The organism is Kitasatospora sp. NPDC042419, from assembly GCF_056437345.1.
Window position 1 is genome coordinate 61,951 of the sequence record NZ_JBWKAW010000003.1, and the last position, 21,092, is coordinate 83,042.

The following is a 21,092-nucleotide window of genomic DNA, read 5'->3' on the forward strand; positions in this document are numbered from 1 at the left end:
AGCACCGTCCGACGTCCGGGCCCGCTCCGCAGCCGGAGCGGGCCCGGACGGGTGAACCCGGGCGCCTCGCCACCACCGGGCCACCACCGGGCCCCCACCGGACCGCCCCCGCTGCCGGGCCGCCGCGCTACTCCGCCGCCAGGTGCTCCGGCCCCGGCCCGACCCGCCCCCCGGCCACGCCCGCCTGCGGCTGCCGGCGGGCCGGTTCGCGGCCCGGCGGCTGGCTGCACCGCTCCTGGGCGGGCGGGGTGGTGGTCGGCACCGAGACCGGCTCGCCGGCCTTCACCTGGACCGCCGCACCGTCGTGCCGCAGGTGGATCACCTCGCCGCGGCGCAGCGTGTACGTGGTCTCGTCGTGGCCGATCCGGACGCCCAGCAGCTGCCCGCGGACCAGCAGCGAGAAGCTGAGCCGCATCAGCCCGGTGGGCAGCCGGGGCCGGAAGGAGAGCGCCTCGCCGTGGTCGCGCAGGCCGCCGAAGCCGGCCACCAGGGCGACGCAGGCCCCGGCCAGCGAGGCCATGTGCAGTCCGTCCCGGGTGTTGCCGCCGAGGTCGTGCAGGTCCATCAGGGCGGCTTCGGCGGTGTAGTCGTACGCGAGGTCGAGCTGGCCGACCTCGGCGGCGATCACCGCCTGGGTGCAGGCGGAGAGCGAGGAGTCGCGGACGGTCAGCCGCTCGTAGTAGGCGAAGTTGCGGGCCTTCTGCTCGTCGGTGAAGGCGTCGCCGCGGACCTGCATGGCGAGCACCAGGTCGGCCTGTTTGACGACCTGCTTCCGGTACAGGTCGAAGTACGGGTAGTGCAGCAGCAGCGGGTAGTTCTGGGGCGGGGTGTTCTCGAAGTCCCAGAGCTGGTGGTCCGTGAAGCCGTCCGCCTGGGGGTGGACGCCGAGGTTCTCGTCGTAGGGGACGAACATCGCGGCCGCGGCGTCGCGCCAGGCGGCGGTCTCCTCGGTGTCGACGCCGAGCGCGGCGGCCTCGCGCGGGTGCCGGGCGGCGGCCTCGGCGGCGGCGCGCAGGTTGGTCTGCGCCATCAGGTTGGTGAAGACGTTGTTGTCGGCGACGGCGCTGTACTCGTCCGGCCCGGTGACGCCCTCGATGCGGAACTTGCCGACCGCGTCGTGGTGGCCCAGCGAGCGCCACATCCGGGCCGTCTCGACCAGCAGTTCCAGCCCGTACTCGCGCTCGAACCCGACGTCCCCGGTGGCCCGGACGTAGCGGGCGACGGCGGCCGCGATGTCCGCGCCGATGTGGAACGCGGCGGTGCCGGCCGGCCAGTAGCCCGAGCACTCCTCGCCGCGGATGGTCCGCCACGGGAACACCGCTCCGGCGAGGCCGAGCTGGACCGCCCGCTCGCGGGCCAGCGGCAGCGTGGTGTGCCGCCAGCGCAGCGCCTGGTTGACGGCGGACGGCAGGCAGTAGGTGAGCACCGGCAGGACGAAGGTCTCGGTGTCCCAGAAGCTGTGCCCGTCGTAGCCCGGTCCGGTCAGCCCCTTGGCGGGGATGGCCCGTTCCTCGCTCCGGGCGCCGGCCTGGAGGACGTGGAAGACGGCGAACCGCACGGCCTGCTGGAGTTCGACGTCGCCCTCGATCTCGACGTCGCTGGTGTCCCAGAACTCCTCCAGGAACGCGGCCTGTTCGGCCACCAGGCCGTCCCAGCCGGTGTACCGGGCGGCGGTCAGCGCGGCCTCGACCTGGTCCCGGACGGCGGGCAGCGAACGGGTCGCCGACCAGCCGTAGGACATGAACTTCACCAGCCGCAGCCGCTCCCCGGGCCGGAGCACGGTGGTGACGCTGATCCGGCAGTGGTCGGCCTCGGACTCGGCCACGGTGTCCAGCCGGTCCGGGCCCTCGATGACGTGGTCCATGCCGGCCGCGACCCGGATGCCGCTGTACCGGGTGCGGTGGACCAGGACGGCCTTCGTGCCGCCCGCGTGGTTCACCTCGGCGAGCAGCGGCGCCTCCAGCACGGCGGCGGCCCGCGGGTCCCCCTCGGGGCCGCCGGGCAGCTGCTCGTTGGCGACCAGCTCGGACTGGAGCACGATCCGCACCGGGCCGTCCACCGCCTCGACGGTGTACTCGACGGCGGCGATGGCCCGTTGGGTGAGCGAGACCAGCCGGGTGGACTCGACCTTGATGGTCCGCCCGGCCGGGGAGGTCCACTCGGCGGAGCGCCGCAGCAGCCCGTCCCGGAAGTCCAGCCACCGCCGGTGGCTGAGCAGTTCGCCGTACCGGAGGTCGAACGGCTCGTCGTCCACCAGCAGGCGGATGATCTTGCCGTTGGTCACGTTGATGACGCTCTGGCTGGACTCGGGGTAGCCGTACCCGCCCTCCCCGTACGGCAGCGGGCGCAGTTCGAAGACGCCGTTCAGGTAGGTGCCCGGCAGGCCGTGCGGCTCGCCCTCGTCCAGGTTGGCGCGCAGGCCGATGTGGCCGTTGGAGAGCGCGAAGACGGACTCGGCGCGGGCCATCGAGGTCAGGTCGAGGCCCTGTTCGGCGATCTGCCACGGGTCGACGACGAAGGACTGCTCCTGGCCGGTCACGCCGTCTCCCCGGGGATCAGTTCGGCGAGGTCCCGGACCACCACGGTGGCTCCGTCCCGGCGCAGTTCGTCGGCCTGGCCGGTGCGGTCCACCCCGACCACCGCGCCGAAGCCGCCGGCCCGGCCGGAGGCGACCCCGGCCAGCGCGTCCTCGAAGACGGCGGCGTGCGCGGGCTCCACGCCCAGCGCCCGGGCGGCGGCCAGGTAGGTGTCCGGCGCGGGCTTGCCCGGCAGGCCCTCGCGGCGGGCGACGACGCCGTCCACGACGACGTCGAAGAACGCCTCGATGCCGGCGGCGTGCAGCACGTCCCGGCAGTTGGCGCTCGACGAGACGACCGCCGTGGGCAGCCCGAGCGCGCGCAGCCGGCGCACGTACGCGACCGAGCCGTCGTACGGGCGGACGCCCTGCTCGCGGATCATCCGCAGCACGGTGTCGTTCTTGGCCCGGGAGACGCCGTGCACGGTGCGGGCGCCGGGCGGGTCGGTGTCGGTGCCCTCGGGCAGGTCGACGCCCCGGCTGTGCAGGAAGGCCCGGGTGCCGTCGAGTCTCGGGCGGCCGTCCACGTGGGCGTCGTAGTCGGCGACGGCGTCGAAGGGAACGAACGGCCCGCCGGTGCGGGCCGATTCGGCGCGCAGGAAGGCGTCGAAGGTGTCCTTCCAGGCCGCGGCGTGCACCGTGGCGGTCTGGGTGAGCACCCCGTCGAGGTCGAAGAGGAAAGCGCGGATGTCGTCCGGTAGCCCCAGCATGGGTGCAGTCTTACCCGCGGACGCGCGCCGCACCGCCCATTCCCGGCGGCGCGTCGCGGGAACGGGCGGCTCCGGCCCGGCGCGGTGGGGTCAGGGCGAGTCGGGTGTGGCGGTCAGCGCGAAGACGGCGCCCTGCGGGTCCTGGACCACGGCCATCCGCCCGGCCTGCATGTCGAACGGCGGCTGGATCACCGACCCGCCCGCCTTGACCAGGGCGTCCACCGTGGAGTCGGTGTCGTCCACCGAGAAGTACGTCATCCAGTGCGGGGGCGTGCCCGGCGACAGGTACCCGGCGACCGGCTGCATGCCGCCCACCGTGTGGTCGCCGACGTTGAGGGAGTAGAACCCCTCCATGCCCTGGATGGTCCCCGGGCGCAGGCCCAGCGCCTGCTGGTAGAAGCGGCCGGACGCCTCGGTGTCGGTGGTGTTGAGCTCGTTCCAGACCAGCGCGCCGGGCTCGTTGACGATGCCCGCGCCGATGAACTCCAGCTTCTGCCAGACCCCGAAGACCGCGCCGGTCGGGTCGGCGGCGACCAGCATCCGGCCGGTGTCGCCGACCTCCATCACCGGGTACAGGATGGTGCCGCCCGCTCCGGTGATCGCCCGGCCGGTCGCGTCGGCGTCGTCCGAGGCCAGGTAGGTGGTCCAGGAGACCGGCGGCAGCGGCTGGCCCTCGGGGGCCGACCGGGCCATGATCCCGGCGACCGGCCTGCCGTTCAGCGAGCACACGGAGTAGCCGCCGAACTCGGGCGGGCCGACCTCGCCCTGCCAGCCGAACAGGTCACGGTAGAAGTCGAGCGCGGCCTGCTGGTCGCTCGCCATCAGGTCCACCCAACACGGGGTGCCGGGCTTGTACGGTGCGGTGACTACGGGCATTCCTGGGCCTCCCAAGCGATGGTCCTCCGCCGCGGCCGGTCGGGACGCCGCGGCCGTCCGGCCGCGCGACCGAAGGGCCGTACAGGCCCACGATCGCCGCGCCCCCGCGATCCCGCCACCGGACGGCGCCCCGGCGGGCGACCGTTCACCGGGCGTGCCCGGGCGGTGACCCGGCCCCCGCCGCCCCGGCGGCGGCTCCGGCCGGCGTCCCGGCCCGCCGGTCGGCCGGTCGTCCCGCGCGCCGGTCAGCCGCCGGAGCCGTAGGTGGTCTTGGCGCAGATGTCGTCGTCCGCCGAGCGGGTCTCGTCGATGACGCTGGTGGGCAGCGGCTCCGGCACGGCCGGGGTCCCCGGGGTCGTCGGGGCGGCCGAGGCACCGGGGCCGGCGGTGTCCGTCGTGCCGCCGTTGGCCGCCGCGTAGTCCTTGCCGAGGATCACCGTGACGCCCGCGGTCTTCCCGGCCTCGACGCTCGCCCCCGGGAAGAGCGCGGCGACCTTCTCCGCGTTCGCCTTCTGCCCGGCGCCGTACTCGATCATGGTGGTCGCGTACTTGGTGCCGGCCGCCGTGCCCATCTTGGTGGCGGCGAACTTGGCCGCCTTCAGCTGCTCGGTCGCCTTGCCGTCCAGGCCCCGGGAGGTGGTGCCGTTGTAGACGCCCACCTTGATGCTCTGGTTGGCGGTGTCGGAGGCGGTGGTGGTGGGTGCGGCGGGGGTGGTCGGCGCGGCGGGGTCCGCCGACGGGGTCTCGGCCTGCGCGGGCTGCTCGCCGGTGGCGTTCTGGCCGTCGATGGTGCGGTCGGCCTTGAGGGTCGCCCAGAGCTTGTCGGCGTCGCCCTTCGCCAGTTCGAGGACCTCGTTCTTGTTGCTGTCGACGCGGTAGTGCCAGGGCGCGGTGACGAACTTGAGGTCGTGCAGGTCGATGTCCTTCAGCGAGAGGCCGAAGGACATCAGCTTGTCGACCGAGTCGAGCCCCTCGTCGACGGTCAGCGACTTGGTGGCGGCGTCGGCGAGCGGCAGCAGGTTGGCGGGGTTGAGCCCCTGCTTCTTGATCTTCGAGGCGAGCGAGCTGAGGAAGGCCTGCTGACGCTTCATCCGGCCGATGTCGGAGCCGTCGCCGATGCCGTGGCGCAGCCGGACGTAGTCGAGCGCCTGCTGCCCCTGGACCTTCTGCGGCCCCTTCTTCAGGACCACGTTCCCCTTCTTGGGCAGCTTCTCGTTGAGGTCCTTCTCGTAGATGTCCTCCGGCAGGCATATGTCGACGCCGTCCACCGCCTTGGTCATCGCCGCGAAGCCCTGGAAGTCCACCACCATGGTGTGGTTGACGAAGATGCCGGTGATCTTCTCCACGGCGTTCTGGGTGCAGGCCGGGTTGCCCTCCTCCGCCCCTCCGGTCGAGAAGGCCTCGTTGAACTTCCCGGTGTGCTCCTTCGTCCACTGCCCGTTCGGCTGCTTGCACTTGGGCAGCGTGACCATGGTGTCGCGCGGGAACGAGATGCCCACCGCGTGCTTGTGGTCGGCGTACACGTGCAGCAGGATCGTGGTGTCGGAGCGGGCACCGCCGTCCTCGCCGCCGCCCAGGTCGGCGTTGTTCTTGCCGCGGCTGTCGGAGCCGATCAGCAGGATGTTGACCGGCTTGTTGCCGTTGGCGTCGGCCGGCGCCTCCGGCGGGCGCTCGGCGGCGACGCCGTCCGGGCCGAAGGACTTGATGTTGCCGTTGAGCTTCCAGTAGATCGCGCCACCGGTGCCGGCTATCAGCACCAGGGCGCCGGCCGCCGACCAGGCCGCGATCTTCTTGACGTTCCGCTTCGGCTTCCGGCTCGCCCGGGCCGCCGCACGGCCGCCCGTCGCGGGTGGGCCCGCCGGGGGCGTGCCCGGTGCCGCGGGACCGCCGCCGCCCGGTCCGCCGCCGCCCGGACCGCCCCGGCCGGGGCCGCCCTTCCCCTGCGCGGCCCGGCGGGCCTCGGCCCGTCCTCCGGTCCGCGGCGGCGGCACCGATCCGCCGACCACGCCACCGGCCGCGCCGCCGTCCGTCAGCGCACCGGGCGCGTCGTCGCCACGAGCCGGGCTGTCGCCCCACTGACCTGACATGCGTGCACCTTTCACTGCCGGACGCCGCGCCCCCCTGCGACCGGACGCACTGCACACAGAGAAGACGGTCGAGACCGCCTCCGGGTTGCACATACGACGGTCGCAATAACCGACGCGCGCCCGCGGCCGCCGCCGGAACCCCGCCCGGCCCCACCGGCCCCGGTGTTTCCCAGGAGATTCACCGGGAGCGTACAAAACGCCCATACGAACGCCCTGGCCTCGTCACAGGCCCCATCCCGCACGCCGCCGGGGGTGTCCAGTGACGGGTGCATGCTTTATGTTGCACAGGCAGCACACGGGGGAGACGGCAGGCGGCAGATGGCACGGGACTACGACAGTCAGCTCCTGGAGTCCGTGGCGGTACGCCGCCGCAGGATGCGGGACTCACTGCTGTTCGGCGCGGAGCGGGTGCGCCGCGCGGCGGACGAACGGCTCGGGAAGGTGTTCGCGGGCATCGCCATCGCGGCCGTCCTCTGCGCGGGATGCGTCGGCTGGTCCTTCCTCCAGGCGACGCTGGCGAAGCAGAAGGCGGAGCAGGAGAAGCAGCAGCAGCGCCAGGTGCAGCCGTACACGGGGCCCTCCGGATCACCGCTCCCGGCCCCGCCGGGGCACCCCGCGCAGTCACCCCAGCCGAGCGGACCGTAGCGGCCCCGGACCCTCCCGGACACCCCTGGACGCCCCCTGACGTAGAAGCACTGGCCCGAGAGGTCGAGATCGGCGCGATGATAGGTTCCGACAAGTGGTGAGCACAGCAACGACTTCCCCGGCGCGACAGAGCAGGGTGACCCTGATCGGGGAACGGCGCCAGGCCGACGTGGTCCTGCCCGCCGACACCCCGATCGGCATGCTGCTCCCGGACATCCTGCAGCTGCTCGACGACCGGACCGCGTCCCGCCCCATGGCACGTCAGCTGATGACGCCGGACGGCTCCGCGCTGCCGCACGACAGCACGCTGGAGTCGGCGGGAGTGGCCGACGGCGCCGTCCTGCGCCTGGTGCGGACCCACTCCGCGCCACCCGCCCCGGTCGTCCACGACGTCATCGACCTGGTCGCCGACGACCTCAACCTCCAGGCCTGGCGCTGGCGCCCGGCCGCCCGGCGGGGCAGCGCGGGCGTGGCGACCGTCGCCTTCGCGGTGACCGCCGCCCTGCTCGCCCGGCGCGAGTTCGCGCTCGACGCGCTGGCCGGGGTCCTGCTCGGCCTCGCGGCCGCCCTGGCCGCCGTCGGGGCCCTCGTCGCCCGGGTCGGGAAGGGCAACCGGGTCCTGGCCACCGCGCTCCTGCTCGCCTCGGGCGGACTCGGCGTCCTCGGCGCGTGGAGCGCCGCCGACGCCTTCGACTGGTCCCCGAGCGTCCGGCTGGCCGCCGTCGCGGGCGCGCTGACCGTGACGGTCGCCCTGCTCGGCGTCTTCTCCCCGCTCGGCCGCGGCGGCCTGATCGGCGCCGTCGCCGTCGCCGCCGTCACCGCCGTGTGGGAGGCCGTCGCCGCCGTCCAGACCGACCCGGCCCGGATCGGCGCCGTGATGGCGGTGTTCTCCGTGGTGCTGCTCGGGCTGCTGCCGCGCCTCGCGCTGATGGGCTCGGGCCTCACCGCCCTCGACGACCGCCGCTCCGGCGGCGCCTCCGTCAGCCGCCACGAGGTGGGCAATGCCCTCGCCGCCACCCACCGCGGACTCGCGCTCGCGACCATCGCGACCGCGGTCTCGGCCGCCGGCGCGGGCTGGCTGCTCACCCTGGCCGACCGGCCCGACGTGTGGAGCGTGGCACTGCCGTCACTGGTCGCCGTGGTGCTGCTGTCCCGGGCCCGGGCCTTCCCGCTGGTCGCCGAGGTGGTGGCGCTGCTCACCGCCGCCGGGGTCCTCGTGGTGCGCCTGGTGCTGCTGTGGATGCGGCACGACGGCGGCCCCGGGGCGCTGGCGGTCCTGTGCGCCGCCGCGCTGCTGCCGCTGCTGGTGCTGGCGGTCCAGCCGCCCGAGCACACCCAGGTCCGGCTGCGGCGCCTGGCCGACCTCGTCGAGTCCGTCGGCATGGTGGGGCTGTTCCCGCTGGCCGTCGGGGTGTTCGGGGTGTACGGGCAGCTGCTCGACAAGTTCTGAACCGACGTCCGAGTCGGTATCCGAGTCAACGCACAGGAGCTCCGGGCGGGGCGGTACGTGGAGTGGAAGGGGCAGGAGCAGGCATGCCGAACGGAGACAACTGGCAGGGCGACGTCCTGCGCGATCTGAGGGCCCCGGCGCCCGGAACCACCCCGGCACAGGCCCTGGACCAGGCCCAGGCCGCCGCCGCGCAGGCCTTCGCCCAGGCCCTCACCGTCCCGGCGGACGGTTCCGGGCAGGCCCACGGAGCGGTCCCGCCACAGGCCGCCGGACAGCCCGCCGACCCCGGCCCGCCGCCGCAGGCCGTGGCACCCCGCTCCCCCGACTCCCGCCCCACCGTCGACCGGAACCTGGCCGCCGTCGCCCGCAAGCCCCGCAGCGGCGAGCCCTTCGCGACCCGCGCCGCCCGCGCCGTCTGGAAGAACGTCTCCAAGTCCGCCGCCCGCGAGGTCGCCGAGGCCACCCGCACCGCCGAGATCCTCCAGCAGCCGGTGACGACCGGCCGGCAGATCGCCGTCACCTCCATCCGTGGCGGCGCCGGCAAGTCCACCGTCGCGGCCCTGCTCGGCACCACCTACGCCCACTACCGCAAGGACCCGGTCCTCTTCGTCGAGGCCGATCCCGCGCTCGGCTCGCTGCCGGTCAAGCTCGGCGCCGAGACCGTGCGGTGGACCACCAGCGACGTCGCCGACATCGTCAAGCCGCAGATGTCGCTGCTCGACGTCACCGGCTACCTCGTCCAGCTCCGCAACAACTCCTGGCTGCTGCCCGGGAGCCAGGGCCAGATCGGCGCGATGCTCGACGCCCGCGGCTACCAGCGGGTCATGGTCGCCCTGCGCCGCTACTTCGGCATCACCGTCGTCGACTGCCAGACGCTGCCCGCCGAGGTCGCCCGGGTCGCGCTCTCCGCCTCCCAGGCCCGCGTGCTGACCACCCCCGCGACCCTCGACGGCGTCGCCAGCACCCACGAGGTCCTCCAGTGGATGCGGGGCCTGCCGCCGCACGTCATCGCCGGAACGGTCGTCGTGCTCACCCAGCAGACCCCGCACCCGGGACTCGACCTCGACGCGGCGGCGCGCACCCTCCGCTCCACCGGCACGACCGTCCACGTCCTGCCGTACGACCGCCACCTCGCGGCCGGCGGCACCATCCGCACCGACCTGCTCACCCGGGCGACCAGGACGACCGCCACCCGGCTCGCCGCGGACGTCTTCCAGCTCTCCCAGAAGCGCCACTGACGATGAGTACCCGACTGATCCACCGCCCGGCCAGGACGATCAGGCCCCCGGCCGCCCCCGAGGCCCGCACCATCGAGGCACCGCCCAACCTCCCCGAGGGGAAGGCCGGCAACATCGCGATGTCGCTGCTGCCGGTGGCCGGCGTGATGTCCTCGGTCGTGATGATGACGATGGTCCGCAACAGCCAGTTCGCCGCCCTCGGCGCGCTGGTCCTCGTCGTCACCGTGATCGGCTCCCTCGGCCTGGTCTTCTCCCAGCGCGGCAAGGCCCAGCGCACCCGCCGCACCCAGCGCGAGGCCTACCTCTCCTACCTGGAGGACCTCCGCGAGGAGCTCTCCGCCGAGGAGCGCACCCTCGGCGAGCACGCCGGCGTCCTCAACCCGCCGCCGCCCGCCCTGTACGACATCGTCCGCGACCCGGCCCGGCTGTGGGAGCGCCGCCGCGTCGACGGCGACTTCCTGCGGGTCCGCGTCGGCACCGGCGAGATGCCCGTCCGTGACCTGCGGATCGGCCAGCAGAGCTCGTCCGTCCTCACCCCGCCGGACCGCTTCATGCTCAACGAGGCCTCCGCGCTCACCGCCCGCTTCCGCACCGGCACCGAACTCCCGCTCACCGTCCCGCTCGACCGCGTCGGCGACATCAGCGTCGTCGGCCCCCGCGAGGACTGCCTCCGGGTCGCCCGCGCCCTGCTCGTCCAGACCGCCGCCCTGCACGCGCCCGACGACGTGACCGTCGCGCTCGCCGTGCCCGGCGACCGGCTCGCCGACTGGGAGTGGGCCAAGTGGATGCCCCACCTGCTCGACACCGAGCAGCTCGACGGACCGGTCGCCGCCCGCCGCATCGCCCCCTCCGTGGCGCAGCTCGCCCACCAGCTCGGCCCCGAACTGCGCCGCCGCGCCTCCTACGCGGCCGAGGTCCGCCGCGGGCTGTCCGGCCAGGACGCGCTGACCATGACCTCCCGGCTGCTCGTCGTCGCCGACGGGCACGGCGAGGACGCCGTCGACCTGCCGCTCCCCGACGAGGCCGTCGGTCTGCGCGAGATGGGCGTCACCGTCCTGCACCTGCTCGAACAGCGGATCCAGGAACCCGGACAGATCGGCCTGCGGATCACCGTCGACGGCGACCGGGTCCTCATCGAGGACCTCCGCGAGGAGCAGCCGATCAGCGCCCACGGCACCGTGGACGAGGTCGGCGTCCCCTTCGCCGAGGGCCTGGCCCGGATGCTCGCACCGCTGCGGCTGTCCGCCGAGTCGCTCGTCGACGCCCCGCTGTCCGGCCCCGTCGACTTCGCCGACCTGCTCGGCATCGACGACGTCGCCCGCCTCGACCTCGCCCGGATGTGGGCGCCGCGCGGCGAACGCGCCTTCCTGCGCGTCCCCATCGGCATCAGCGACTCCCGCGAGCCCGTGCTGCTCGACCTGAAGGAGTCCTCCGAGCTGGGCATGGGCCCGCACGGCCTCTGCGTCGGCGCCACCGGCTCCGGCAAGTCCGAGCTGCTGCGCACCCTGGTGCTCGCCCTGGTCGCGACGCACCCGCCGGAGGACCTCGCCCTGGTCCTGGTCGACTACAAGGGCGGGGCGACCTTCGCACCGTTCGCGCAGCTGCCGCACGTCGCCGGCGTCATCACCAACCTGGAGAACCAGGCCGGCCTGGTCGAACGCGTCCACGCCTCGCTCGCGGGCGAGGTCAAGCGCCGCCAGCAGGTCCTCAAGGACGCCGGGAACGTCGCCGACATCGGCGCCTACGCCGCGCTGCGCGCCGAGCGCCGGCCCGACCTGGACCCGCTGCCGCACCTGTTCATCGTCATCGACGAGTTCGGCGAACTCCTCACCGCCAAGCCCGACTTCATCGACCTGTTCCTGTCGATCGGCCGGATCGGCCGCTCCATCGGCGTGCACCTGCTGCTGTCCAGCCAGCGCATCGAGGGCGGCAACCTGAAGGGTCTGGACACCTACCTGTCCTACCGGCTGGGCCTGCGGACCTTCTCCGCCGACGAGTCCCGCACCGTCCTGGACACCACGGACGCCTTCCACCTCCCGCCGCTGCCCGGCTTCGGCTACCTCAAGGTCGACACCAGCCACTACGAGCGCTTCAAGGCCAGCTACGTCTCCGGCGGCTACCGGGGCCCCGTCCGGCGCGCCGAGCAGGAGGAGAGCGGACCGCTCGCCCTGGAGTACCCGGCCTTCAACAGCCTCTCCAAGGCCGAGGGCCGGGACCCGCAGGAGCCGACCGGCCGCCGCCGCGAGACCGGCCCGACCGAGATGGGCGTCATCGTCGGACAGCTGGAGCACGCCGCCGCCCAGGCGCGGCAGATCTGGCTGCCGCCGCTGCCCTCCGCCGTCCCGCTCGACGCCGTCGCGGGCCCGCTGGACGTCGGCCCGCGCGGCATGCAGCTCACCCGGCGGCGCGGCCTGCTCCAGGTGCCGCTCGGCCTGCTCGACGACCCGGCGAAGCAGTGGCAGGGCGAGTGGTTCCTGGACCTCACCGTCGCGGGCGGCCACGCCGCCGTCATCGGCGGCCCGCAGTCCGGCAAGACCACGCTGCTGCGCACCCTGGTCCTCTCCCTCGCGCTGACCCACACCCCGCAGGAGGTCGGCGTCTACGGCCTCGACCTGGTCGGCGGCGGCCTCCAGGCCCTCTCCGGGCTGCCGCACGTCGGCGGCATCGCCGGCCGCGCCGACCGCGAGCGGACGGCGCGCACCGTCGAGGAGGTGCGGACCATGCTCACCACCCGCGAGAACGTCTTCCGCGACCACAACATCGACTCCGTCGAGCAGCTGCGCACCCTGCACGCGGCGGGCCGGCTGCCCCAGCTGGCGTCCGCCGAGATCGTCCTGGTCATCGACGGCTTCGGGGCGCTGCGCGACGACTTCGAGGACCTGGACGACGCCGTCGTCGACATCCTCAAGCGCGGCGGCGGCTACGGCATCCACGTCGTGGCCGGCATGCTCCGCTGGAACGACGTGCGCATCGCCACCCAGTCCAACTTCGGCACCCGCGTGGAGCTGCGGCTCAACGACCCCACCGAGTCCAGCATCGAGCGCAAGCTCGCCGCGACCCTCTCCGCCGACGAGCCCGGCCGGGTCCTGACCGACGGCCGGCTCTTCGCCCAGGTCGCCCTGCCCCGGACCGACGGGCTCGCCGACACCGCGGAGCTGGGCACGCTCCTGGAGCACACGGCCCGCACCGTGCGCGCCACCTGGAGCGGCGAAGTGGCCCAGCCGGTACGGGTGCTGCCGCACGTCCTGGAGCCGCACCTGCTCCCGGGCCCGGTCGCCGAGCCCAGGCGGGTGCCGCTCGGCCTCGACCAGGCGGCGCTGGAGCCCGTCGTGCTCGACCTCTTCGAGCACGACCAGCACCTGCTGGTGATGGGCGACAGCGAGTGCGGCAAGACCAACCTGCTGAAGACCGTCGCCCGCGGCCTGATCGAGCGGTACGGCGAGGACGAGCTGGTCTTCGCCGTCATGGACCCGCGGCGCAGCCTGCGCGGCGTGATCCCGGAGGAGTACAGCGGCGGCTACGCGTACAACTCCCGGATGTGCGCGGGCCTGGCCGCCGGCGTCTCCTCCGAGCTGGAGCGGCGGCTGCCCGACGAGAACGCGCCGCTCGACGCCCTGGAGTCCGGCGGCTGGGGCGGCGGCCCGCGGATCGTGGTGCTCGTCGACGACTACGACGTGCTCACCACCGCCGGCCAGAGCCCGCTCGAACCGTTCCTGCCGTACCTGCCCTCGGCCGCCGACATCGGCCTGCACTTCGTGCTGACCCGCCGGGTCGCGGGCGCCTCGCGCGGCATGTACGAGCCGCTGGTGCAGGCCCTGCGCGAGTCGGGGGCGACCGCGGTGGTGATGGCGGGCGACCGCGGCGAGGGGCAGCTGTTCCCCGGGGTGTACGCCTCCCAGCAGCCCGCGGGGCGCGGGGTGCTGGTGCGGCGCGGGCAGGAGAACCGCCTGATCCAGACCGTCCACACGGCCGACTAGCGCCGCCGGCTCCCGACCACCGCCTCCCGCGCCCGCACCACCGCCGTCCACCCCGAAGGACCTCACGACCCCATGACCAAGGACGTCATCACCCTCACCCCGCGGATGCCCGACCCCTGGAGCGTGCTCGCCGGCCTGCTCTCCGGCGGCCCCGACAAGCTGGTGGACACGGCGGGCGAGGACGCGGTCATCCAGCTCTGCGACGAGCAGGGCCGGCCGCTGCTCTCCGTCGAGGCGCCGCTGCTGGTGCAGGTGCGGGGGGAGGCCGAGCGGCTGCTCGGCGCGGACCCGCCGCGGGTCCCGTTCTGGTGGACCGAGGCCCGCGCCACCACGGGCGTCCCGGACGCGGAGCGGCTCGCGGGCACCTTCGCGGCCCGGCTCGCCTCGCTGTCCGGGGGCAGCGCGTGGCCGCCGCAGGTCGCGCGCTCGACGGCCGTGGTGGAGACCGGGGGCCTGAGCGCGGCCCCGGTGCCCGCGGCGGCCCAGCCGGCCGTCGACGTGCTGACCGACAAGGTCGCCGTGGTCATCATGGACCGCCCGGTGGTCGCCATGACCGCCTGGCTCTCCGACGCCTTCCGGGCCGCCGCCGCCAGCGGCCGGGGCCTGCAGATCGTCACCCCGGCCGGGACGACGCTCTCCCCCGCGGTGCTCGCGAACCTGCCGGGCTGGCCGTCCCGCTGGGTCGTCCAGGACGAGCGCGACGGCTACTACGACGGGCTCTCGGGCGCGGTGCTGCGCTGGCAGGAGGGCATGTTCGCCACCGTGGTCCCGGCGGACGCGACGGCCGACGACCCGCGCACCCCGGTGGCGGACGCGTACCAGGAGGTCACGGCCTCCGCCGAGCGGCAGCTGGCGGTCTCCTTCCGGACGGTCCACCCCGCGGACGACCGGCTGGTCCTCGGCGGCGCGCTGGAGACGGTCTGGCGCGCGCTGACCGGGGAGCCGCCGGCCGGCTGGGGCACCGCCGAACCCGCCAACCTGCCCTGGTCCCTCGGGCGGTTGACCGACCTCGCGCACTCCCGGGCGCCCGAGCCGACCTGGTTCGTGGTCGTCGGCAGCCCGGAGCGGCCGGGCATCGCCACCCTGAAGGTCACCCGGACCAAGGCGGGCGTCGAGGAGGACGTGACCCTGGCGTTCGGCTACGGGGCCGGCGAGGAGCCGCCGCTGGACGCGCTGCCGGGGGTCGCCGAGGAGCTGGTGACCCGGCACCGGCTCCAGTCGATGCTGCTCCAACTGCGCAGGGCCCGGCGGGACCTGGCGGTGCCGCCGCGCTTCGAGGGGCCGGGGGTGCCGCTGGCCTTCGTGCTCGGCGCGGAGGAGGTCCGGGCGATGCCGGACGACCGCGCGCGGCGCACGCCGCTGGCGCAGCAGCCGGTGCGGCTGGGCCCGAAGACCCGGCCCGCGTACTACTACCCGCTGCCGGGGGATCCGTCGGACCTCTCGGGGTGGACGGACTTCGAGCGGCTGATGAGGCATTTGAAGGGCGCGTGAAGGACCCTTCACCTTGTCATATGTTCGTCACGGTAACCCTCTACCGGCTTGCGCTGTCGGCATGAGTTGATAGAACGTTGGTAGCAAGTTGGATAGACATTCATTCGGTCGAGCGGACGGGGGAGCGGTATGAAGTTCGACATGGGGACGCAGGCGCTGACCAAGCTGATGTCCGGGTCCCGGACGTCGAGCGGGGACCTGGGCACGCTCATCAAGCAGCTGGTGCAGGCCGCACAGCCGCTGGAGGGCAAGTTCAACGGCCAGGGCAAGGTCGCCTTCGACTCGTTCAAGTCGCGGTCGGACGAGATCACGCAGGCGCTGAACGCCTCGCTGTCGGCCATCCTGGGCGGCCAGTCGGGCATGGAGCAGGCCTTCGGCTCCGGCGACCAGGAGCAGGGCCAGAACGCCAAGAAGCAGATGTCGGCGGCGAACTTCGACGCGGCCCGGTTCTCGGGCAGCCGCTGACGGTCGGCCGCAGGGCCTTCGTAGGAACCTTCGGATCCACAACGGGGAGTGATGTGTGATGGCCGGTGGCACGGACCGCCGTTCGTACGACTCGGGCGCCTCGACCGAGGCGCAGCGCAACATCCAGCTGGTCATCGGCCAGCTGGAGCAGGTGATCGCGGCGCGTGACGCGCAGGTGAAGGCCGCGATGGCGGACTTCACGGCCGACGGCGTGGCGGACGACTACCACGCCAAGGAACTCCGCTGGAAGAACGCCTCCCAGGAGGTGCGGAACATCATCCAGCTGCTCAAGACGACGCTGGAGCAGAACGACGGCACCGCGCAGCAGACGCTGGCGCGCGCGAAGGCGGCGGTCGCCAACATCGGCTGAGCGGGACCCCGGCACCGGCCGGGGAGGTCTTTCGGTAGAACCAACGGGGGTCGTTGATGGCGTCTTGGGACATCAAGCCGCAGGGTGTACAGGGTCAGTTGAAGACTGTCGGCGGGCATGCGGGTGATCTGGAGAAGGCTCTGAACACCCTGATGACGAACCTGTCCCAGGCCGCCCAGAACGCGGGCACCGCCGTGCCCGGTTCGCAGTCGGAGACGCGTCTGCAGGGGCCGGTGCCGGTCGGCGCGCCCCCGCTGTCGCAGAAGGCGATGGGTCCGGTGGCGGCGGCGCTGAGCCAGTACCTGGAAGGCCGGAAGGCCGAGCTGAAGTCGATGTCGGAACGGATCGAGGCGTGCATCCGCGGCGCGGTGAAGGCCACCAACGAGTACATCGAGGGTGACCTGACGGCGGCGAAGCAGGCCCAGGACGCGGCGCGGGCGATCAACCTGGAAGCCCTCCGCGAGCAGCCGGGGGGCAAGAAGTGACCGACAACAAGCCGGTCAACCCGGGCGAGGTCCCGGTCTTCACCGGGAACCTGACGCTGCTGGACGCCAACGTCAAGGCCATCTCGACGAGCGGCCCGGCCATCTCCACCGCCACCGGCAACGTCCACACCAGCTTCGGCGGGCTGCGGGCGTTCTACCAGGCGCCCGAGGCCGAGCAGCTGTTCGCGACCACCAAGCCCGTGCAGGACCTCGGGCTGAAGCTCAGCACCGACCTGTGCACCATCGCCGGGGCCCTGGGCACCTACAGCCGTGACGCGGCGCCGATCGTCAAGAAGCTGGAGCAGCTCAAGCACGACGCGGAGAACTTCCGCAACAAGGCGAACGCCGACGACAAGTGGCGCGAGGACGGCGACCTCGTCGACGAGAACAACGACCGCCGCAACGAGATCGCCGAGGTCTGGACCCAGTTCCAGGCGGTCGAGCGGGCCGCCCACGCGAAGATCGTCGCGCTGGTCGGCGGCTCGCCGCTGAAGGTCAACGACGGCTCCAACGGCAAGGACATGTACGGCTACGACGCCGAGGCGTTGAAGCAGTCCAAGACCCTGCCCTGGGGCGAGGCCGTCGAGGAGTCCATCCCCTGGTGGCAGGTGTGGGAGCACGCCTGGGAGTTCGGCAAGGGCGTCATCGTCGACGGCGTCTGGGGCACCCTGGTGGGCCTCGGCACCCTGGTCGGCTTCCAGGGCTGGGACGCGGCCGGCCAGGCCTGGACCGGCCTCGCCAAGCTCGCCACCGGCCTGGCGATCACCGCCGTGCCGGGTGTCGGACCGCTGTTCCTCTCCGTCCCCGACGACAAGCTCCCCTCCTGGCTGCGGGACTCCCGCACCGCCATGAAGGAGACCGGCAAGGCGCTGCTGGCCTGGGACCAGTGGGGCTCCAACCCCTCCCGCGCCGCCGGCGCGGTCACCTTCAACGTCCTCACCACCGTCTTCACCGGCGGCGCGGGCGGCGCCGCCTCCGGCGCGGGCAAGGCCGGCGCGGCCGCCAAGGCGATCTCCGTCGCGGGCAAGGCCGGCAAGGTCATCGACCCGATGACCTACATCTTCAAGGGCGCGGGCGCCGGCATCACCAAGATCGGCGACGTGATGGCCGGCCTCAAGGGCATCGGCAAGTTCGAGGTCCCCACGATCAACATCGACAAGGCCATCGCCCTGCCCGAGGGCGCCCTCAAGCTGCCCGACGGCACCGTCCGCATCCCCAAGGGCCTCGCCGTGCCCGACGGCGCGTTCAAGGTCGGCGACGACACCGTCAAGTTCCCCAAGAACACCACCACCCTGCCCCCCGGCACCGTCAAGCTCCCGGTCGACGGCCCGCCCAGGTTCATGGACCCCAAGGGCAACATCTACGACTCCGGCGGCAAGGTCACCAGCCACGTCGACGACGCCAAGACCGACATCGTCGACAAGCCCGCCAAGGACCACGCGCCGCTCAAGACCGAGACGCCCGTCAAGGTCGACACCCGCGAGCTCGTCGGTGCCGGCGCCCGCGGCGGGAACGACGGCATCCGCCTCACCTCGGACATATCCGGCCCCGTCAACGTCGCCGGCGACTTCCCCACCGGGCGGGTCAACCCCGGCGACTTCCCGACCGGGCGGGTCAACCCGGCGGACAACTTCCCCACCGGGCGCGTCAACCCCGGCGACAACCTCCCCGGCGGCCACGCGGGCCACGGTCCCACCAACGACCTCAACGCCCCGCGCGGCGGCAGCGGCGACGGCCCCGTCACCCCGGCCACCCACGGCGGCGACGGCCCGGGCACGGGCGGTTCGCACGGCAACGACGGTCCGGGCGGCGGCGGCTCCCACGGCAACGACGGTCCGGGCACGGGCGGCTCCCACGGCAACGACGGTCCGGGCACGGGCGGCTCGCACGGCAACGACACCCCGGGCACCGGCGGCACGCACGGCAACGACACCCCGGGCACCGGCGCGGCCGGCACGGCCGACAACGCGGCCGGCGCCGGCGACAACGCCGCCACCCCGCGCCAGCCCGTGCCCCGTCCCGCGACCATGCTCGACGGCCCGAACCCGTACGGCGAGCGCGGCCGGCTCGACAAGGGCCAGATCGAGGAGATCCAGGTCTACCGGGCGAACGAGGAGCCCGGCTACTTCGAGAAGCACTACAACATCCTCGGCCGCCGCCTGGGCGGAAAGCCGATCGACGAGAGCGGGTTCCCCCCGCCGCAGCTCACCAAGCTGACGGAGGACGGCCCGTGGATCCGCGCCAAGGACTCGCCCGAGGCGCCGGACCCGCACTACCTCGACGTCGACGAGATCCCGCTGGGCGCGGACAAGGTCACGGATCCGGCCCGGCTCAAGATCCTCGACGACCTCGCGCTGAAGCAGAAGAACGCCATCAAGTGGGACAACCTCGTCACGGACTGGATGAACCGCACCGGTCATCCGGACGCCAAGGGCGTCTACCAGGCGTCCCACACCGAGATGAGGGACGCGGCCGAGGCCTTCGGCGAAGGAGCCGCCAAGCACCACTTTGTCGCCGAGAACTACAAGGGGTTCAAGAGCGAGGAACTCCTCGGCCCGAAGAGCGGCAACGACCAGTTCGACCAGGTGTGGGTGCACGAGGACGGCCGCGTCCTGGTCATCGAGGCCAAGAGCGGCCCCAAGACCGAGCTCGGCAAGCGCGACCTCCCCTCGCCCTCCGGCATGCCCGGTGTGAAGGGCCAGTCCGTCTCCCAGGGAAGCCGGGAGTACTTCCTCGACATCCTGCGGGAGATGACCAAGCGCGGCGAGACGGAACTCGTCGAGAAGATCGAGAAGGCGCTCAACACCCCCGGCAAGCTCGACTACGTCGTCGTCAAGGGCGACTACAACACCGGTAGCTACAATGGCCTTCTGTACCAGCGGTTCGACATCAGCAAGGGGACCCTTCCGTGACCGTGACCGTCGAACGCCATCTGGTGGCCCGCCCCGATGCGGAGGCGTTCGCCGACCGGCAGAGTCAGGCGGTCTCCGGGCGCGTCGACCGGCTCGAACAGTCCGCCGAGTCGATCGACTTCGCCTTCAGCACCGCCATCCTCGCGTTCCAGTCCCACATCGCGGGCGACCCGGAGGGGAGCCGGCTGGAGACCTGGCAGGCCGCGGTCGTCGCGATGCAGCTGGGTGACGCCCTGTTCGCCGTGACCGGCGCGGACGAGGGGACGGTCGAGTGCTTCATCGAGGACAAGCAGCGGACCATCCCGGCGATCGGCCTGCGGAAGTTCGCCAACGCCGGGAACTGGTTCAGCGCGTTCTGGCTGGCCGTCGTCTGCCGTGACCGGCAGCGGATGACCCGGCTCGCCGAGATCCCGCTGGAGCGGCTGCGCGCGGCCGAGGGCGCCTACGACGAGTTCGTCTTCCACTGGGTCGACGTCCAGCAGACCTACTGGCTCCGCCGGCCCGAGCTGGTCGAGAAGCTCACCGCGGCGTTCGAGGCCTCGACCCCCGAGGCCTCGCCCAACACCCCGGTCGACGCGCTGCAGGGGATCATGTACCCCCCGCTCAACCTCTTCTACCACTTCGTGCGCGGGCTCAAGGAGGAGTTCAGCCCTGCCCTCGCCGAGGCCCTCAACCTCCACAAGGCCTACTGGACCCTGGACGAGGACCGCGCCACCGACGTCGACGGCGCCCTCCCCCTCGGCCCGTTCGCGATGGCCTGCCTCGCCTACGACGGCAAGTTCCCCATCACCGTCGAGTCCGGCTACCTCCCCAAGTACATCCTCGACCGCTTCTGGTACGGCGAATTCCCCACCTGATCCCACCGGGAAGCCGTGCCCGGGAAGGGGCGCCCGCCGATCACCGGCGGGCGCCCCTTCCTGCTGTCCTGCCGTCCTGCTGTCCTGCTGCGCGCCTGCCGACTGCGTGTCAGGCGGTCGGTACCGCGGGCGCCCGGCGGCTCAGCAGCCTCAGGACGAGCAGTCCCCCGAAGCCGGGGACGAGGGCTCGCCGCTTGGCGCCCGGGAGGGCCGGCGCGGGGGTGAGCCACACCGAGAGGACGGTGGCCAGGTAGGCCGTGCCGTGCACCGGTCCGCCCGCCGAGGTGATCACCCCGGTGTGCACGGTGAAGAGGTTGAGCAGCAGGACGGTGAGCGAGGCGGCCTCGACGGCGGCCGCGATCCGGAGGGTCCGCACGGTCTCAGGCCCCCGTCGTGGAGCCGGGGCGGACGATCATCAGGACGACGACGGTCGCCCACAGCAGGTTGAAGATCCCGGTCGTCATGCCCAGCCGGGTCGCCACCGCGCGGAGTTCCCGCGCCGTGCCGGGGGAGGCCCCCGCGCCGTCGGCGTCCTCGGTGCCGTCAGCGGTGTCAGCGCCGCCGTCAGCGGCGGGGGCGGCGGGGGCGGCGAGCAGTCGCGCCTGTCCCGGGATGATCGACATCAGCAGCAGCGCGGCGGCGACGGCCGTGAGCGCGATCGACGTGAGCAGCCAGGCGTCGGTCAGCACTCCGAGCCGGGCGCCGGTCGCGATCCCGAAGACGGGGACGGCGATGCCGACGACGGTGTAACCGCGGCAGATCCGGTGCAGGATCCCGGCGATCGCGCCGCTGCGTTCCGGGGGCCCCTCGGCCTCGGCGCCCGGGGGCTGGGCGAAGCGGGGGAACATCGAGGCCGCCACGGCGATCGGCCCGATGGCGAGGATCGCGGCCAGGACGTGGAGCGAGAGCAGCAGCTTGGTCACCGGAGGTCCTCGGATCGACTGGCAATGGATT

16 protein-coding genes are annotated in these 21,092 nt (G+C 73.2%); 10 read left to right on the forward strand and 6 right to left on the reverse strand.

Translation table 11 applies throughout. The annotated features are described in order from the left end of the window. Positions 1 to 127 precede the first annotated feature (127 nt). The 4 genes from AC067J_RS07420 to AC067J_RS07435 form a co-directional block, all read right to left on the reverse strand. Positions 128 to 2,539, reverse strand: coding sequence for a glycoside hydrolase family 65 protein (locus AC067J_RS07420; RefSeq protein WP_478297005.1), 2,412 nt, complete (start codon positions 2,537 to 2,539; stop codon positions 128 to 130). After that, on the reverse strand, positions 2,536 to 3,285 hold the full coding sequence (locus AC067J_RS07425; RefSeq protein WP_478297006.1) for an HAD family hydrolase: 750 nt from the start codon (positions 3,283 to 3,285) through the stop codon (positions 2,536 to 2,538). Before AC067J_RS07425 ends, AC067J_RS07420 begins: the two co-directional genes overlap by 4 nt. Positions 3,286 to 3,375: 90 nt before the next feature. Continuing rightward, positions 3,376 to 4,161 carry a VOC family protein gene (locus AC067J_RS07430; protein WP_478297007.1) on the reverse strand — a complete coding sequence of 262 codons (786 nt, stop codon included), beginning with the start codon at positions 4,159 to 4,161 and terminating at the stop codon, positions 3,376 to 3,378. Between the two features lie 245 nt (positions 4,162 to 4,406). Continuing rightward, entirely contained in the window at positions 4,407 to 6,248 is a 1,842-nt protein-coding gene (locus AC067J_RS07435) for an LCP family protein (protein WP_478297008.1), read from the reverse strand. Positions 6,249 to 6,566: 318 nt separating this feature from the next. On the opposite strand from AC067J_RS07435, the gene AC067J_RS07440 reads away from it, so the two are divergent. From AC067J_RS07440 to AC067J_RS07485, 10 genes are all read left to right on the forward strand, one after another. After that, positions 6,567 to 6,893: a hypothetical protein gene (locus AC067J_RS07440; RefSeq protein ID WP_478297009.1), complete on the forward strand. Its 327-nt coding sequence runs from the start codon at positions 6,567 to 6,569 to the stop codon at positions 6,891 to 6,893. Between the two features lie 94 nt (positions 6,894 to 6,987). Continuing rightward, positions 6,988 to 8,343 (forward strand): type VII secretion integral membrane protein EccD, encoded by a 1,356-nt coding sequence (eccD, locus tag AC067J_RS07445; protein ID WP_478297010.1) that lies wholly within the window; start codon positions 6,988 to 6,990, stop codon positions 8,341 to 8,343. 83 nt (positions 8,344 to 8,426) lie between these two features. Next, complete coding sequence (locus AC067J_RS07450; protein ID WP_478297011.1) at positions 8,427 to 9,581, forward strand: CpaE/TadZ family protein; 1,155 nt, start codon at positions 8,427 to 8,429, stop codon at positions 9,579 to 9,581. Between the two features lie 2 nt (positions 9,582 to 9,583). Continuing rightward, on the forward strand, positions 9,584 to 13,558 hold the full coding sequence (gene eccCa, locus AC067J_RS07455; RefSeq protein WP_478297012.1) for a type VII secretion protein EccCa: 3,975 nt from the start codon (positions 9,584 to 9,586) through the stop codon (positions 13,556 to 13,558). Positions 13,559 to 13,630: 72 nt separating this feature from the next. After that, on the forward strand, positions 13,631 to 15,049 hold the full coding sequence (locus tag AC067J_RS07460; RefSeq protein WP_478297013.1) for a DUF6177 family protein: 1,419 nt from the start codon (positions 13,631 to 13,633) through the stop codon (positions 15,047 to 15,049). Positions 15,050 to 15,178: 129 nt separating this feature from the next. After that, the gene (locus AC067J_RS07465) at positions 15,179 to 15,514 is read left to right on the forward strand and encodes a hypothetical protein (RefSeq protein ID WP_478297014.1); all 336 of its coding nucleotides are present in this window, start codon (positions 15,179 to 15,181) and stop codon (positions 15,512 to 15,514) included. 58 nt (positions 15,515 to 15,572) lie between these two features. After that, a complete protein-coding gene (locus AC067J_RS07470; RefSeq protein ID WP_327679575.1) occupies positions 15,573 to 15,884 on the forward strand; it encodes a pore-forming ESAT-6 family protein in 312 nt (103 codons plus the stop codon). A gap of 56 nt (positions 15,885 to 15,940) precedes the next feature. After that, positions 15,941 to 16,369 (forward strand): DUF6507 family protein, encoded by a 429-nt coding sequence (locus AC067J_RS07475; RefSeq protein WP_478297015.1) that lies wholly within the window; start codon positions 15,941 to 15,943, stop codon positions 16,367 to 16,369. Then, the gene (locus tag AC067J_RS07480) at positions 16,366 to 19,281 is read left to right on the forward strand and encodes a hypothetical protein (RefSeq protein WP_478297016.1); all 2,916 of its coding nucleotides are present in this window, start codon (positions 16,366 to 16,368) and stop codon (positions 19,279 to 19,281) included. Before AC067J_RS07475 ends, AC067J_RS07480 begins: the two co-directional genes overlap by 4 nt. Continuing rightward, the gene (locus tag AC067J_RS07485) at positions 19,278 to 20,138 is read left to right on the forward strand and encodes an immunity 49 family protein (RefSeq protein ID WP_478297017.1); all 861 of its coding nucleotides are present in this window, start codon (positions 19,278 to 19,280) and stop codon (positions 20,136 to 20,138) included. The genes AC067J_RS07480 and AC067J_RS07485 overlap by 4 nt, the downstream gene beginning before the upstream one ends. A gap of 109 nt (positions 20,139 to 20,247) precedes the next feature. Here the strand turns inward: AC067J_RS07485 and AC067J_RS07490 are convergent, their stop codons facing one another. Together AC067J_RS07490 and AC067J_RS07495 are read right to left on the reverse strand one after the other, a co-directional pair. Further along, on the reverse strand, positions 20,248 to 20,514 hold the full coding sequence (locus AC067J_RS07490; protein WP_478297018.1) for a hypothetical protein: 267 nt from the start codon (positions 20,512 to 20,514) through the stop codon (positions 20,248 to 20,250). A gap of 4 nt (positions 20,515 to 20,518) precedes the next feature. Next, positions 20,519 to 21,061, reverse strand: coding sequence for a hypothetical protein (locus tag AC067J_RS07495; protein ID WP_478297019.1), 543 nt, complete (start codon positions 21,059 to 21,061; stop codon positions 20,519 to 20,521). Positions 21,062 to 21,092: the final 31 nt, after the last annotated feature.